General features: G+C 67.7%; 14 protein-coding genes. 11 read left to right on the top strand and 3 right to left on the bottom strand.

Going from position 1 to position 14,707, the window contains the following annotated elements:
* Positions 1–27: 27 nt before the first annotated feature.
* On the bottom strand, positions 28–873 hold the full coding sequence (locus SF06_RS01640) for a hypothetical protein (protein ID WP_039559582.1): 846 nt from the start codon (positions 871–873) through the stop codon (positions 28–30).
* A gap of 230 nt (positions 874–1,103) precedes the next feature.
* Here SF06_RS01640 and SF06_RS01635 point away from each other — a divergent pair, with 230 nt between their 5' ends.
* The gene (locus SF06_RS01635) at positions 1,104–1,388 is read left to right on the top strand and encodes a hypothetical protein (RefSeq protein ID WP_162172904.1); all 285 of its coding nucleotides are present in this window, start codon (positions 1,104–1,106) and stop codon (positions 1,386–1,388) included.
* Here SF06_RS01635 and SF06_RS01630 read toward each other — a convergent pair whose 3' ends face one another.
* On the bottom strand, positions 1,389–2,279 hold the full coding sequence (locus SF06_RS01630; protein ID WP_027588776.1) for a LysR family transcriptional regulator ArgP: 891 nt from the start codon (positions 2,277–2,279) through the stop codon (positions 1,389–1,391). It abuts the gene before it with no gap.
* 101 nt (positions 2,280–2,380) lie between these two features.
* Here SF06_RS01630 and SF06_RS01625 point away from each other — a divergent pair, with 101 nt between their 5' ends.
* The 7 genes from SF06_RS01625 (at position 2,381) to SF06_RS01595 (ending at position 11,322) form a co-directional block, all read left to right on the top strand.
* On the top strand, positions 2,381–2,992 hold the full coding sequence (locus SF06_RS01625) for a LysE/ArgO family amino acid transporter (RefSeq protein WP_027588777.1): 612 nt from the start codon (positions 2,381–2,383) through the stop codon (positions 2,990–2,992).
* A gap of 180 nt (positions 2,993–3,172) precedes the next feature.
* Positions 3,173–3,754, top strand: coding sequence for a superoxide dismutase [Fe] (gene sodB, locus SF06_RS01620; RefSeq protein ID WP_027588778.1), 582 nt, complete (start codon positions 3,173–3,175; stop codon positions 3,752–3,754).
* 188 nt (positions 3,755–3,942) lie between these two features.
* A complete protein-coding gene (locus tag SF06_RS01615; RefSeq protein WP_039559578.1) occupies positions 3,943–6,012 on the top strand; it encodes a putative bifunctional diguanylate cyclase/phosphodiesterase in 2,070 nt (689 codons plus the stop codon).
* Positions 6,013–6,111: 99 nt separating this feature from the next.
* The gene (locus tag SF06_RS01610) at positions 6,112–7,440 is read left to right on the top strand and encodes an imelysin family protein (RefSeq protein ID WP_039559577.1); all 1,329 of its coding nucleotides are present in this window, start codon (positions 6,112–6,114) and stop codon (positions 7,438–7,440) included.
* A 141-nt stretch (positions 7,441–7,581) separates the two neighbouring features.
* A complete protein-coding gene (locus tag SF06_RS01605; RefSeq protein WP_039559575.1) occupies positions 7,582–9,003 on the top strand; it encodes a di-heme oxidoreductase family protein in 1,422 nt (473 codons plus the stop codon).
* Between the two features lie 10 nt (positions 9,004–9,013).
* On the top strand, positions 9,014–10,078 hold the full coding sequence (locus SF06_RS01600) for an imelysin family protein (protein WP_039559573.1): 1,065 nt from the start codon (positions 9,014–9,016) through the stop codon (positions 10,076–10,078).
* Positions 10,079–10,224: 146 nt separating this feature from the next.
* Positions 10,225–11,322: a DUF1513 domain-containing protein gene (locus SF06_RS01595; RefSeq protein WP_039559569.1), complete on the top strand. Its 1,098-nt coding sequence runs from the start codon at positions 10,225–10,227 to the stop codon at positions 11,320–11,322.
* A gap of 21 nt (positions 11,323–11,343) precedes the next feature.
* On the opposite strand, the gene SF06_RS01590 is transcribed toward SF06_RS01595, so the two are convergent.
* On the bottom strand, positions 11,344–11,529 hold the full coding sequence (locus tag SF06_RS01590) for a hypothetical protein (protein WP_027588784.1): 186 nt from the start codon (positions 11,527–11,529) through the stop codon (positions 11,344–11,346).
* A gap of 344 nt (positions 11,530–11,873) precedes the next feature.
* Here SF06_RS01590 and SF06_RS18935 point away from each other — a divergent pair, with 344 nt between their 5' ends.
* From SF06_RS18935 to SF06_RS01580, 3 genes are all read left to right on the top strand, one after another.
* Positions 11,874–12,599: a hypothetical protein gene (locus SF06_RS18935; RefSeq protein ID WP_437123589.1), complete on the top strand. Its 726-nt coding sequence runs from the start codon at positions 11,874–11,876 to the stop codon at positions 12,597–12,599.
* 132 nt (positions 12,600–12,731) lie between these two features.
* Positions 12,732–13,502, top strand: coding sequence for a methyl-accepting chemotaxis protein (locus tag SF06_RS18930; protein ID WP_437123588.1), 771 nt, complete (start codon positions 12,732–12,734; stop codon positions 13,500–13,502).
* A 96-nt stretch (positions 13,503–13,598) separates the two neighbouring features.
* The gene (locus SF06_RS01580; protein ID WP_039559566.1) at positions 13,599–14,705 is read left to right on the top strand and encodes an efflux RND transporter periplasmic adaptor subunit; all 1,107 of its coding nucleotides are present in this window, start codon (positions 13,599–13,601) and stop codon (positions 14,703–14,705) included.
* The last annotated feature ends 2 nt before the right edge of the window (positions 14,706–14,707 follow it).

Genomic DNA, 14,707 nt, shown 5'->3' with positions numbered 1-14,707 from the left:
GAAAGCGTTGTCCGGGGCCTACGCCCCTCAGCGGCCGTCGATCTGCCGCTGCAGGGTCTGGATCTGCGTTTGCAGGGTGGTGATGTTGCGCGTCACCTGGGCGCGGAAGGTGTCGAACTCGGTGGTGCCGGTACCGCTTGGCAGACCCGCCACTTCGCTGCGCAGCACCAGCAGGTCCTGCTCCAGGCGCTTGAGGGTCGGACCGGCATTGAGCTTCTTCAGCGCCTGAACGTCGTTGGTAAGGGTCTTGAGTACCTTGTCCAGCGCCAGCAACGCCTCGACCTGCTTGCCTTGTTCGCTGCGAATCTTGCCCAACTGCTCGGGCACGCCGTTCAGCGCGGCCAGCTCGCCCCCCTGGGCCTTGATGCGCTCATCAAGCTTGCCGGCAGCGGCCAGCTGGGCCTTGATCTCGCCCTCCAGGGCATCCAGGCGCTTGTCCTGCTTGGCTTCCTGCACGCGGATCTGCCGGCTGAGCGCTTCCAGCTTGCCCTCCATCTGGCGCAGCTGCCGCTGCAGGCTTTCCGTGCCGGCGCTGATGCTGCTTTCCGTGGCGACCACCTTGCCACTGATGTCCTGGATGCGCCCGGCCGCTTCCTCGCTGATGCGCGCGAAGCTCTCCTGAGTGGCCACCAGTTGCTGCGACATCAGGCTCAGCTGTTTGTAGCTCCACCAGGCCAGACCGGCCAGGGCAATCAGCGCCGCCAGCAGCAGTGCCCAGACCAGTCCACCGGCCAGGCCGCGCGCAGGCGTCTCGGCCACCGCTCGACTTTCCCGCCGCGGCTCGGCGAGCGCCGGGGAAACCGTGTCTCGGTCACGGGGCTCAACGCTCAGGCTGGGCAGATCGTCGATTTCATCAAAGGCATCGTTACGCATGGTGTGCTCTTGGAAACGTAGGGGCGCAAACGGCGAAAGTATAACCACGCCAACCTGCAACCGGCAGCCCGCACCACGCGATTGCCTGTGCGCACCAGCCCGGTGCGCGCAGGACCCGGCGCACGCCACGCAAACCCGCCGGGCGTGCTGCCGAACGGACTGGTATGCCGCTTGCTTCTGCCGGGAGAGCTGCAGTTCCCCGCACGCCGGCGTCAGGAGACTTTATGGAGATGAACAAGGCCCTCATCGACTGCATGCAACTGCTACGCCGCCGCGTGCGCAACGAGCAGGGCATCGATATCCACCTGCACCAGCCGGACGCGGTCGAGGCACTGCTGATGGCCAGCCGTACCTCGCGCGAACCGCAAACCTATCAACTGGGGGAACGCCTGGCCCAGTTGATCGAACAGGATCAGCCCTCCGCCAGCGCGGCGCTGAACGCCCACCGGCAACAGGAGAGCCCCCCGGACAACCTGCGCGTGCGCATCTACCGGGGTCAGCGCGTGCTGGGCTGATCAGTCTGGAAGCAACCACTCTCCAGCACGCCGCTGCAGGTGACCGGTCAGCGTGGCCAGCAGGCTGCCCCCGTTGCGCCAGTAGTGCCAGTACAGCGGTACGTCGATCGGCCGGTCCGTCAACAGCTCGCGCAGGCGGCCCGCCGCGCACGCCTCGCGTACCTGGATCTCGGGCACCAGGCCCCAGCCGATGCCGTTCTCGATCAGGCGTACGAACCCTTCGGAGGACGGACAGAGATGATGCAGGAACCCCCCCTCCTGTCCCAGCGCCGCCAGATAGCGATGCTGCAGGCGATCATCCGGACCGAACACGATAGCCGGCGCCTGGGCCAGCCGCCGCGGCGTCACCCCGTCCGGAAAATGCCGGGCAATGAACGCCGGACTGGCGAGTGCCCGGTAGCGCATCCGGCCCAGAGGAAGGCTGCGCGCGCCGGCCACCGGCCGCTCCACCGCGCACAGGCAGGCCGCCACCTCGCCGGCACGCATGCGCTTGAGACCGACGTCCTGGTCTTCCAGCAGCAGGTCGAGCAGCAGCGCCTGAGCGGCGCAGAAATCCGCCAGCGCCGGTGCCCACCAGGTGGCCAGGCTGTCCGCGCTGAGGGCGATGCGCAGACGATCCGGCAGACCACCCTCATCCAGGCTGGGCAGCAGCTCACTGAGCTCACCCTCCAGCAAGCGCACCTGCTGCACATGGTTGAGCAGGCGCCGACCCAGTTCGGTCGGCGCCGGCGGCGTGGAACGCACCAGCACCGGCTGGCCCACGCGGGTTTCCAGCAGCTTGATGCGCTGAGACACCGCCGACTGCGACAACCCCAGCATCTGGGCTGCCCGCTCGAAGCCGCCCTGCTCCACCACGGCACCCAGCGCGGCCAGCAATTTGTAGTCGAACAAATCGCTTCTCCTAATGAGACATAAATAGGATTTGTTTTTCTTATATAGACCCACCAGGGAGAATTGCCAGCGCTTTCTCTCCAACCGCGGATACCTGTCTGATGCACGTTGCCTGGCAAAGCTATTTCAACGGATTGCTGATCGCCGCCGGCCTGATCATGGCGATCGGCGCGCAGAACGCCTTCGTACTGGCGCAAAGCCTGCGGCGCGAACATCACCTGCCGGTGGCGCTACTCTGCGTAGCCTGCGACGCCGTGCTGGTCGCCGTGGGGGTATTCGGCCTGGCGGGCCTGCTCGCCAGCCATCCGCTGTGGCTCGCCGTCGCGCGCTGGGGCGGTGCGGCATTCCTGATCTACTACGGCGGCCTGGCGCTGATGCGTGCGCTGCGTCCCCAGGGCCTGGAACAGGACACCAGCCGCCGACCGCGTTCGTTGCGCGCCGTGCTGCTCGCCGCGCTGGCCGTGACCCTGCTCAACCCGCACGTTTACCTGGACACGGTGCTGCTGATCGGCTCGGTGGGCGCCCGCGAAGCCGTGCCGGGCGCCTACGTGCTTGGCGCCGCCAGCGCCTCGCTGCTGTGGTTCCTCAGCCTGGCACTGGGCGCCGCCTGGCTGGCGCCGAAACTGGCGCGCCCCCTGACCTGGCGGCTGATCGATCTGGCGGTGGCCGCCACGCTACTGGGCATCGCCGCGCGCCTGCTGCTGGGCGAGTGAGCCTCGGCCCGGCTCGCAGCCGTTGCGCCAGAGCCTTTTCCCGCACGGTTCGCGCGTGGATATGCCAGGGTGCCGATGCTATGATTCCCGGGCTCATAGAACAGGGAGTCACACTCCCGAGACCCTTGCTGGCAAACCCGCCAGCCGCCTGCCTTGCCCCCTGAAGAGAGGAGAATTTCGATGGCTTTTGAATTGCCGCCGCTGCCGTATGCCAAGGACGCCCTGGCCCCGCAGATTTCCGCCGAAACCCTGGAATACCACTACGGCAAGCACCACCAGGCCTACGTCACCAACCTGAACAACCTGATCCCCGGCACCGAGTTCGAGGGCAAGTCCCTGGAAGAGATCGTCAAGAGCTCCTCCGGCGGCATCTTCAACAACGCCGCCCAGGTGTGGAACCACACCTTCTACTGGCACTGCATGAAGCCCAACGGCGGTGGCCAACCCACCGGCGCCCTGGCTGACGCCATCAACGCCGCCTTCGGCTCCTTCGACAAGTTCAAGGAAGAGTTCACCAAGGTCGCCATCGGCACCTTCGGCTCCGGCTGGGCCTGGCTGGTGAAGAAGGCCGACGGCTCCCTGGCTCTGGCCAGCACCATCGGCGCCGGCAACCCGATGACCAGCGGCGACACCCCGCTGCTGACCTGCGACGTCTGGGAACACGCCTACTACATCGACTACCGCAACATGCGTCCGAAGTACGTCGAGTCCTTCTGGAACCTGGTGAACTGGGACTTCGTGGCCGCCAACTACGCTGCCTGACGTTCCCCCTGCGGCGGCCTCGGCCGCCGCAGTTCCCCGCTGCACCCCTCGCGATTCGCCGACTTCAGCACCGTACCGGTTTTTCTGACGCATTAAAGTCTGCGCCCCGCCTTCCGACACAGAAGGAATCGACAGCGAGCAGGCCGCCTGCCCTGTTCCTTCATGCCGTTGTTCAGGAACCACCGCCTTTGACGCAGGTACGCCACCGTCGCCTGTCCCGCAAGTTGCTCCAGGTCGCGCTGCTGTCCGCCCTGGCGGTTGGCCTGTTGCTGAGCTCCGCGCAAATCCTCTACACCCTGCACCAGGTGCGCGCGACCCTGGACAGTGATGCCAAGCGCATCCTCAGCATGTTCCGCGACCCCTCTGCGCAGGCGGCCCTGACCCTGGATCGCGCCATGGCCGAACAGGTCATCGAGGGGCTGTTCCAGCACGAGTCGGTGCGCCGTGCCTTCATCGGTCATGCGGACGAGCCGCCGCTGGCCGAGCGCAGTCGCCCGCCACTGGAGCTGCCCGGGCGCACCGTGACCGATGCACTGTTCGGCCGCGAGCACTCACTGAGCGTGGCACTCCGGGGACAACTGCCTGATGAAGCGCCCGTGGGCGAGCTGCGCCTTTGCCTGGATACCGCGCTCTATGGCCAGGCCTTCCTCAAGGACGCGTTGTTCCTTCTGCTCAGCGGCCTCCTGCGCGCCCTGGGCCTGGCGCTGCTGCTGCACCTGATCTACCAGTGGCTGCTGACCCGCCCGCTGGAGCGCCTGCTTGACCATCTGGGACGCATCAACCCGGAACGCCCCGGCGAACACCAGTTGCCGATGCTCAAGGGGCATGAGCACAACGAGCTGGGGCAATGGATCCGCACCGCCAATCGCCTGCTCGGCGCCATCGAGCACCACAGCCAGCTGCGCCAGCAGGCCGAGCACAACCTGCTGCGCGCCGCCGAGCACGATGCGCTCACCGACCTGCCCAACCGCCTGCAGTTGCAGACACGCCTGCAGCGCATCCTCGCCGAGGCCGGCCAGCGGCAGCAGCAGGTGGCCGTGCTGTGCCTGGGCCTGGACGATTTTCGCGAGATCAACGAGCAGTTCGGCTACCCCTGCGGCGACCAGCTGCTGGCCGCCGTCGGCGAACGCCTGCGCCGCTACGCCGGACAGGTGCAGTGCCTGGCCCGCCTGGGTGGCGACCAGTTCGCCCTGATCCAGAACGACCCGCAGCAGCCCTACCAGGCCGCTGAGCTGGCGCAGAGCATCCTCGACAGCCTGGACGAGCCGTTCGAGCTGGATGGCCAGCCGGTACACCTGCGCGCCACCCTCGGCATCACCCTCTATCCCGAGGACGGCGCCGACTCCGGTGACCTGCTGCAGAAGGCCGAGCTGACCATGACGCTGGCCAAGCGCCGCGCCCGCAACCGCTACCAGTTCTATATCGCCAGCGTCGACCGCGAGATGCGCCGCCGCCGCGAGCTGGACAAGGACCTGCTGCAGGCCCTGGCCTGCGATCAGCTGCACCTGGTCTACCAACCGCAGATCGACTACCGCACCCAGCACATCTGCGGCGTCGAGGTGCTGCTGCGCTGGCAACACCCGCTGCACGGCCCCATCGCCCCGGACCATTTCATTCCGCTGGCCGAGCAGAACGGCAGCATCCTGCCGATCGGCGCCTGGGTGCTCGACCAGGCGTGCCGGCAACTGCGCCTGTGGCACGACCAGGGCCTCACGCACCTGCGCATGGCGGTCAACCTGTCCGCCGTACAGCTGCATCACGGCCAGTTGCCCGGCCTGGTCGCCGAGCTGCTGCAGCGCCACCGGCTGCCGTCCGGCAGCCTGGAGCTGGAAATCACCGAGACCTGCCTGATGGAAGACGTGCACGCCGCCGCCGAGCACCTGCTCAGGCTGCGTCAGGCCGGCGCGCTGATCGCCATCGACGACTTCGGCACCGGCTATTCCTCGCTGAGCTATCTCAAGAGCCTGCCGCTGGACAAGATCAAGATCGACAAGAGCTTCGTGCGCGACCTGAAGACCGAGCCGACCCTGGAGGGAGATGCCGCCATCGTGCGCGCCATCATCCAGCTGGCCCGTAATCTCGCCCTGCAGGTCATCGCCGAAGGGGTGGAGACCAGCGAACAGGAACGCTACCTGATCAGCCAGGGCTGCGACGAAGGCCAGGGCTACCTGTACAGCAAGCCGTTGCCGGCGCGTGAGCTGGCTCCGCTGCTGCATGGCAACCTGCCCCGCGAAAGGCGCAGCAGCCCACGCGAATGAGGGCGAGTCTCAATTAGCCCTTGTGCAAGGATGCAAATCTTTCGCATTATTGCCGGGTTAACGAGGAAACTCTCCCCCACACCCGCAAAGGATTCAGCCATGCCCCGTTTGCCCCTGGCCTCGGCCAGCCTGCTCGCCCTCGCCATTTCCCTGGCCGGCTGTGGCGACGACAAGAACGCCACGCCTGCCAGCCAGTCCGCCGCGCCTGCCAGCCAGCAGAACGCCCCAGCGGCGGCCGCCTTCGATCAGGCCGAGGCGCAGGCCGTGGTCAAGCACTATGCCGACCTGGCCGCCGCCATCTTCGGCGACGCACTGAACACCGCCAAGGACCTGCAGGCCGCCGTTGACGCGTTCCTCGCCGCCCCCGGCGAAGCCACCCTGGAGGCCGCCAAGCAGGCCTGGCTGGCCGCCCGGGTGCCTTACATGCAGACCGAGGTGTTCCGCTTCGGCAACCCCAACGTCGATGAGTGGGAAGGCCAACTCAACGCCTGGCCGCTCGATGAGGGGCTGATCGACTACGTGGCCGGCGACTACCAGCATGCCCTGGGCAACCCGGGCGCCACCGCCAACATCATCGCCAACACCGAGATTCGCGTCGGCGAAGAAGTGATCGATGTCACCACCATCAACGGCGAGCTGCTGGCCAGCCTGAACGAACTGGGCGGTTCCGAGGCCAACGTCGCCACCGGTTACCACGCCATCGAGTTTCTGCTCTGGGGCCAGGACCTGAACGGCACCGGCGCCGGCGCCGGCCAGCGTCCCTACAGCGACTTCCTGGTGGGCGAAGGCGCCACCGGCGGCCACAACGAGCGTCGCCGCGACTTCCTGAAGGCCGCCACCGACCTGCTGGTCGCCGACCTCGCAGACATGGTCGCCCAATGGCAGCCGGGTGCCGACAACTACCGCGCCAGCCTGGAGGCCGAATCGGCCGAGAACGGCCTGCGCAAGATGCTGTTCGGCATGGGCAGCCTGTCCCTGGGCGAGCTGGCCGGCGAGCGCATGAAGGTCTCGCTGGAAGCCAACTCCACCGAGGACGAACACGACTGCTTCAGCGACAACACCCACAACTCGCACTTCTACAACGGCCTGGGCATCCGCAATGTTTACCTGGGCGAGTACCGCCGGGTGAACGGCGAGCTGCTCAGCGGCCCGAGCCTGGCTTCGCTGGTCGCCCAGGTCGACGCCGGCACCGACAGCACCCTGAAGGCCGATCTGGACGCCAGCCAGGCCCGGCTGCAGGCCCTGGTGGACAGTGCCGCGCAGGGCGTGCACTACGACCAGTTGATCGCCGCCGACAACAGCGAAGGCCAGCAGCTGATCCGGGACGCCATCGCCGCGCTGGTCAAGCAGACCGCCTCCATCGAGCAGGCTGCCGCCAAGCTGGGCATCGGCGACCTCAATCCGGACACCGCCGATCACGCGTTCTGATCGACGCTCCGGCACCCTCCGGGAGCGGCCAACCGCTCCCGCAGGCTCCTTCAGCCCTTGCGACTCTTGACCTCATCCCAAGATAGAAACCATTCCATTGCCTTGATACCCCGTGCGCCCTCCCGCACCGGAGCGTTTTCGATGTCCGCCCTCCCCCGCTGTAGCCTGCTGTTGATCTCTGTTCTGCTGGCCGCCTGCCAGGAACAGTCACCCACTCTCGATTTCAGCCGCGCCGAACCCGGCGAAGCCCTGTCCGGCGGCGCCGCCACGGTCAACCGCAGCGACGTCAATGCCTTTTCCCTGCCCTCGGCCAACCTGCCGCCCAGCCGCCGCCTGGATTTCAACGTCGGCAACAGCTTCTTCCGCAATCCCTGGGTCATCGCCCCGGCCAGTACCACCGCGCGCGACGGCCTGGGTCCGCTGTTCAACACCAACGCCTGCCAGAACTGCCACATCAAGGACGGCCGCGGTCATCCGCCGGCCAGCGATGCCAGCCACAGCGTGTCGATGCTGGTGCGCCTGTCGCTGCCGGCCCGCCCCGAGCACGCCGCGCTGCTGGCCCAGGCCGGCGTGGTGCCCGAGCCGGTGTACGGCGGGCAGCTGCAGGACATGGCGATTCCCGGTGTGGCCCCGGAGGGCCGTGTGCGCGTGGCCTACGACACCCGCACCGAACATTTCGCCGACGGCTTCGCGGTGGAGCTGCGCCAGCCACGCCTGCAGATCGACCAGCTCGGCTACGGGGCGCTGCATCAGGACACGCTGTTCTCGGCGCGCATCGCACCGCCGATGATCGGCCTCGGCCTGCTGGAAGCCATCGCCGAAGACGCGATCCTGGCCAACGCCGACCCGGACGACCGCAACGGCGACGGCATTTCCGGCCGGCCCAACTACGTGCGCGATCAGGCCACCGGCGAGCAGGTGCTCGGCCGCTTCGGCTGGAAGGCCGGGCAACCGAGCCTGGCCCAGCAAAACGCCGACGCCTTCCTCAACGACATGGGCCTGTCCACGCCGCTGCTGCGCGGCGACAACTGCAGCGCGGCCCAGGACGCCTGCCGGACAATGCCCAACGGCGGCGATCCGGAGATCAGCGAGAACATCTTCAACCAGGTGCTGTTCTACACGCGCAACCTGGCCGTACCGGCGCGCCGTAGCGTTGATGACGCCCGGGTGCTGGCCGGCAAGCGGCTGTTCCACGAGGTCGGCTGCGCCGCCTGCCACACGCCGAGCCACGTGACGCGCGCCGACGCCGCCGAGCCGGAGCTGGCCAACCAGACCATCCGCCCCTACACCGACCTGCTGCTGCATGACATGGGCGAGGGCCTGGCCGACCACCGGCCCGAGTTCCTGGCCAGCGGCCGTGAATGGCGCACCCCGCCGCTGTGGGGTATCGGCCTGACCGAGGCGGTCAACGGTCATACCCAGTTCCTGCACGACGGCCGCGCCCGCAACCTGCTCGAGGCCGTGCTCTGGCACGGCGGGGAAGCCGAACCTGCGAAGCAGCGGGTGCTGAGCTTCAATGCCGAACAGCGCGCGGCGCTGCTGGCCTTCCTGAATTCACTCTGAAGGAGTTTCCATGTTGCAACGCACCCCACTCGCCGTCGCCGTGCTGGGCCTGCTGCTGGCCGGCTGCGGCGCCGAGGAGCCGTACACCCGGGTCAGCGCCGCGCTGACCGACGGCGTGCTGCTGCCGGCCTATACCGCCTGGGCCGAGGCCGACCGCCAGTTGGCCGACAGCGCTCAGGCCTTCTGCGCCGGCGAGCAAAGCCTGGAGCAGGCCCGCGCGAGCTACCTGAGCGCCCATCGCAGCTGGTCGGCACTGCAGCCGCTGCAGCTCGGCCCGTTGAGCGAAAACAACCTGGCCTGGCAGGTGCAGTTCTGGCCGGACAAGAAGAACCTGGTGGCCCGCCAGGTCGAGGCCCTGCTCAACAGCCAGCCGCAGCTGACCCAGGCCGAGCTGGACAAGGGCAGCGTGGTGGTCCAGGGCCTCACTGCCTATGAGTACGTGCTGTTCGACCCGAACATCGACCTCGGCGATAGCGCCGTCCAACAGCGCTACTGCCCTCTGCTGATCGCCATCGGCAACCACCAGCAGGCGCTCAGCAGCGACGTGCTGGCGCGCTGGAAGGATGAGGACGGCATGCAGGCGCGCCTGCACAGCTTCCCCAACGACCGCTACGCCGACGCCCAGGAAGCCGTCTCCGACCTGCTGCGCACCCAGGTGTCGGCCATCGATGGCCTGAAGAAGAAGCTGGGCGCACCGCTGGGCCGCCAGAGCAAGGGCGTGCCGCAGCCCTACCAGGCCGAGGCCTGGCGCAGCGGTGCCAGCCTGGCCATCCTGGCAGCCGCCGTGGACAGCGCCGAGCGCCTCTGGCAAGGCGCCAACCAGGACGGTCTGCGCAGCCTGCTGAACAGCGAGCACAGCGAACTGGCCACGCGGATCGATGCGGCCTATGCCGACACCCGGCAGCGCCTGGGCGCACTGGACCAGCCGCTCGGTCAGTTGCTGGCCGACGAGGCCGGACGCACCGCGCTGAACGCGCTGTACGACAGCCTGAACCGCTTGCATCGCCTGCAGGAAGGCGAACTGGCCCGTGCGCTGGGCATCCAGATCGGCTTCAACGCCCACGACGGGGATTGAACGGGCTGCTTCACGCGCGAGCGCGACATGAAGGCTCGCGGACAAGTCCGCTCCCACAGGCCTGGCACTGACCTGTGGGAGCGAGTTCTTTCGCGACCTGCACCTGACAGCCCCTTCGCTCTCCCCACTTGCCTTCGAGGAGTCTTATGCAACGCCGCACTTTCCTCGCCCTGGGCGGCCTGCTGGTCGCCGCCGGCACCGTCGGCGGCTGGACGCTGGTCCAGCGCCAGGCCACCCCACTGCTGCTCTCCGCCCGCGACGATGCCGACGGCAATCATTATGCCGTGGGCTATTACCTGGATGGTCGCGAGGCCTTCAGCACGCGCATCGCCGAGCGCTGCCACGACGTGGTACCGCACCCCAGCCTGCCACTGGCCATGTTCGTCGGCCGCCGGCCGAGCCGCGAAAGCTACCTGATCGATACCCGCGACGGCACGCTGCTGCAGACCCTGGCCAGCCCGGCACACCGGCACTTCTACGGCCACGGCGTGTTCCACCAGGACGGTGACTGGTTCTACAGCACCGAGAACGACACCACGGACCCGGGCCGCGGCGTGCTGGGCGTCTATCGCCTGCAGGGCAACAACCGCCTGGAGCGCGTCACGGAACACCCCACCCACGGCGTCGGCCCGCACCAGTTGCTATGGCTGCCCGACGGCGAAACCCTGGCGGTCGCCAACGGCGGCATTCGCACTGAAGCCGATAGTCGCGAGATGCTCAACCTGGACAACATGGAACCGAGCCTGGTGATCATGGACCGCGACGGCACCCTGATCAGCAAGGAGCAGTTGCCTGAGCAGATGAACAGCGTGCGCCACATGGCGGTGGCCAGCGACGGCACCCTGGTCACCGGCCAGCAGTACGAGGGCGATCCCGAACACGCGGTGCCGCTGGTGGCCATCAAGCGCCCCGGCCAGCCGTTCCAGCCCTTCCCGCTGGGCGAGGTGCAGCGCCGGGCAATGCACCAGTACACCGCCAGCGTGGCCATCCACAGCGAGCTGCGCCGGCTGGCCATCACCGCGCCGCGTGGCAACCGCTTCTATATCTGGGATCTGGACAGCACCGAGCTGCTGCTCGACGCACCGCTGCCGGACTGCGCTGGTGTGGCCGCCTCGCGCGACGGGTTCGTGGTCAGCGCCGGTGTCGGCCGCTGCCGCCACTACGACTGCCGCGGGAGCCGGATTGTCACCGAGTACCTGGAACTGCCGGCCGGCTTCTGGGACAACCACCTGCGCCTGGCCTGATACGCGCGCCGGCGCCGGAACCTAATCCTCTTGAGCGCTCCGCGCCATGGCCCGGCGGGTCAACAGCCCGCCGAGCACGCCGGCCGTGGACACCGCCCCCAGCATGATCAGCACGCGCTGGCCGGGCTGGCCGAGCAGCCACAGGCCGCAGAGCGCGAGCGCCGCCACGACCGCGGTCTTGTCAAAGGAGCGCAGCAGCCACTGCATGACAAGTGGTCTCATTGTTGGTAGTCCTCACAGGGGCTGATTGGGCAGAACGTATAGAGCCAAAACGTAGGCGATCCATGCCGGAACGCAGGATTGCCCTTCGTGGGGACAAGCGACAGCAGGCGTTGATTTCTAAAGCCATGCAGTGATGTCTGCGTTCTTTTTTTGTGACGCCTATCACGCTTACCAAAGGCCTGCCGCAGGCCACGAAAACCCTACGGGCGCTCGCGGTCACGTTGCAAACATTGCCCTGACAGACGATCGGCGGCACCTCAAGTTTGTGTAAGCAACGCCGAAACCCTGCAGAGGTCACAGATCGGCCTGCTCTCGAAGGACGTTTTCCCATGCCATTTGCCCGTTCCGTGCGCGGCCAGGTACTCACCCTGCTGGGTGGCAGCCTGCTGCTGATGCTGCTGATTGCCCTCGCCTGCTTCCAGATGCTCAACGACAGCGCCAGGTCGTATCAGCGCCTGCTGGAGGGGCCCGCCACCATCAGCCTGCGCGTGGCCTCGGCGAACATCGGCTTCAAGACCCAGGTGCAGGAATGGAAGAACCTGCTGTTGCGCAGCAGCAGCAACGATGAAGCCGCCAACTTCTGGCGCCGCTTTGAGCAGGAGGAACAGGGCGTCCAAGGGGAGCTGGGCGACCTGCTGAACCTCCCGCAACTGAGTGGGGAGCTGCGCAGCCAACTGCAGAACCTGCAGCAGGAACACCGGCGCATTGGCGATGCCTACCGGCAAGGTCGCCAGGCCTTTTTGAACAGCGGATTCGATGCCTCGGCCGGCGATGACGTGGTGCGCGGCATCGACCGCGAGTTTAGCGACCAGTTGGAACAGCTGACCGTCACCTGGCGCGAACGGACCCAGGATCAGGTGCCCGAGCTGGAGCGCAGCACGCGCAATACCGTGGTGTTCGGCCTGCTCGTCATGCTGGCTTCGGCGGCCGTGGTCTTCGTACTGGGGCAGCTGATGCTGCGCCGCCAACTGATCGAACCCATCAACCGCCTGATCGGCCATATCGACGCCCTCAGCCAGGGTCGCCTCGGCCAGCCGGTGGACGCCCGCCGCTAGGACGAACTCGGCCGCCTGGCCCAGGCCTCCAACCGCCTGCGCGACTTCCTCACCGAGACCTTCCGCAAGCTCAAGCACAGCAGCGAAGAACTGGACAGCGCCAATCGCCAGCTCGAAGCGGTTTCGCGCAAGATGGCCAGCGACAGCCGCACCCAGTTCGAGCGCACCGACCAGGTGGCCACCGCGATGCAGGAGATGTCCGCCACAGCCCAGGAAGTCGCTCGCCACACCACCGAGGCGGCACAGGCCGCCGACAGTGCCGACGCCGCCTGCGAGCAGGGCGAACAGGCCATGCGCCTGATGGTCAGCAGCATCGCCAGCATTCGCGAGGAAATCAGCCACACCGCGGACGTGGTGCACAGCCTGGCCAACGACAGTGCGCGCATCGGTGCGGTGCTGGAAGTGATCCACGGCATCGCCGAGCAGACCAACCTGCTGGCGCTCAACGCAGCCATCGAAGCGGCACGCGCCGGCGAGCAGGGTCGCGGCTTCGCCGTGGTGGCCGACGAAGTACGCAACCTGGCCCGCCGCACCGCCGAATCGACCGCCGAGATCCAGCAGATCATCGAGGCGGTACAGGGCGGCGCACGCAACGCCGTGCAGGCCATCGAGAGCGGCCAGCGCAGCAGCGGCGAAGGCGTCGGGCAGGTGGACCGCGCCGTCGAAATCCTGCGGGGCATCAGCGAGGCGGTGGAAGCGATTCGTGACATGAACCGGCAGATCGCCACCGCCGCCGAGGAACAGACCTCGGTCGCCGAGGAAATGACCCGCAACCTCACCGACATCACCGGTATCGCCCGGGCCAACCAGCAGCATGTGGAGCGCACCCACCAGGCCGCCGGCCAACTGCTGGAGATCTCCGCCGAGCTCGGCACGGTGACCCGGCAGATCCACCTGGACTGATCGCTGCTCCAGCGCGCCGACGAAGCGTCGCCGGCGCGCTTTGACCCCTCTAGTTCCGCTGTCTAAGGTTGATGCACCTTCGCAGGAACCTCCCTCATGGTGCTCCGCCGCATGCTGCTCATGCTTGCTGCAGTGGCTGTAGTGGTCCTGGCACTGGCTGCCTACAAGGGCTACTCGATCTATCAGCAGGTCCAGATGTTCTCCGCCCCGCCTCCGCCCATCAGCGTCGAGGCGGAACCGGCGCGCAGCCTGGCCTGGCAGCAACGCCTGCCGGCCATCGGCAGCCTGAAGGCCGTGCAGGGGGTGGATCTCACCGCGGAAATCTCCGGCACCGTCAGCGAGCTTCTGTTCCAGTCCGGCCAGCGCGTCGAGCGCGACCAGCCGCTGCTGCGCCTGAGCAGCGAGGTGGAGCAGGCCAGCCTGAAATCCGCCGAGGCCGCGCTGGCGCTGGCCAACGTCGAACGCGACCGCGCCCGCAACCTGGTCGGCCGGCAGGCCATCTCCCGCAGCGAGTACGACCGCCTGGATGCCCAGGCCCTGCAGGCCAAGGCCAACGTCGAGCAGTTGCGCGCCACCCTGGACAAGCGCCGCGTGCTGGCGCCTTTCTCCGGCCGTATCGGCCTGAGCCGGGTGGAGCGCGGCGACTTCCTCGCCGCCGGCGCGCCCATCGCCACCCTGCAGGACCTCTCCAGCCTGGAGGCGGATTTCTCCCTGCCGGAGAACCGCGCGCCCCAGCTGGCGGTTGGCCAGCGGGTGCTGATCCGCGTGGCCGCCTACCCGGACGAACGCTTCGAAGGCGAGATCATCGCCATCAACCCCCGGGTGGACGACAGCACCCGCAACCTGCAGCTGCGCGCCCGCCTCGCCAACCCCGAGGAGCGGTTGCTGCCCGGCATGTTCGCCCAGCTGGAAGTGGTGCTGCCGGGCGAGCCGCAACGCATTGTGGTGCCGGAAACCGCGGTCACCTACAGCCTGTACGGCAATGCGCTCTATGTGGTGCAGGAAAAGGACGCCGGGGACGAGCAGAAGCAGCAGGTGGCGGAGCGCCGCTTCGTGACCACCGGCGAGCGCCGTGATGGGCTGGTGGTGATCGAACAGGGCCTGCACGCCGGCGAGTGGGTGGTCACCTCCGGCCAGCTCAAGCTGGACCACGGCAGCCCGGTCACCCTGGCGCCGGCGGCCGCCCACGCGCCAGCACCCTGAGG

The sequence above is a fragment of the Pseudomonas flexibilis genome, assembly GCF_000802425.1.
Taxonomy (GTDB): Bacteria; Pseudomonadota; Gammaproteobacteria; order Pseudomonadales; family Pseudomonadaceae; genus Serpens; species Serpens flexibilis.
This window is presented reverse-complemented; position numbering and strand designations above follow the sequence as displayed.

Bases quoted from the DNA above. Each gene is read 5' to 3' on its own strand.
- SF06_RS01595 (WP_039559569.1), top strand. From the start codon at position 10,225: ATGCAACGCCGCACTTTCCTCGCCCTGGGCGGCCTGCTGGTCGCCGCC.
- SF06_RS18930 (WP_437123588.1), top strand. From the start codon at position 12,732: ATGGCCAGCGACAGCCGCACCCAGTTCGAGCGCACCGACCAGGTGGCC.
- SF06_RS01600 (WP_039559573.1), top strand. From the start codon at position 9,014: ATGTTGCAACGCACCCCACTCGCCGTCGCCGTGCTGGGCCTGCTGCTG.
- SF06_RS01640 (WP_039559582.1), bottom strand. From the start codon at position 873: ATGCGTAACGATGCCTTTGATGAAATCGACGATCTGCCCAGCCTGAGC.
- SF06_RS01605 (WP_039559575.1), top strand. From the start codon at position 7,582: ATGTCCGCCCTCCCCCGCTGTAGCCTGCTGTTGATCTCTGTTCTGCTG.
- SF06_RS01590 (WP_027588784.1), bottom strand. From the start codon at position 11,529: ATGCAGTGGCTGCTGCGCTCCTTTGACAAGACCGCGGTCGTGGCGGCG.
- sodB (WP_027588778.1), top strand. From the start codon at position 3,173: ATGGCTTTTGAATTGCCGCCGCTGCCGTATGCCAAGGACGCCCTGGCC.
- SF06_RS18935 (WP_437123589.1), top strand. From the start codon at position 11,874: ATGCCATTTGCCCGTTCCGTGCGCGGCCAGGTACTCACCCTGCTGGGT.
- SF06_RS01610 (WP_039559577.1), top strand. From the start codon at position 6,112: ATGCCCCGTTTGCCCCTGGCCTCGGCCAGCCTGCTCGCCCTCGCCATT.
- SF06_RS01635 (WP_162172904.1), top strand. From the start codon at position 1,104: ATGAACAAGGCCCTCATCGACTGCATGCAACTGCTACGCCGCCGCGTG.
- SF06_RS01625 (WP_027588777.1), top strand. From the start codon at position 2,381: ATGCACGTTGCCTGGCAAAGCTATTTCAACGGATTGCTGATCGCCGCC.
- SF06_RS01580 (WP_039559566.1), top strand. From the start codon at position 13,599: ATGGTGCTCCGCCGCATGCTGCTCATGCTTGCTGCAGTGGCTGTAGTG.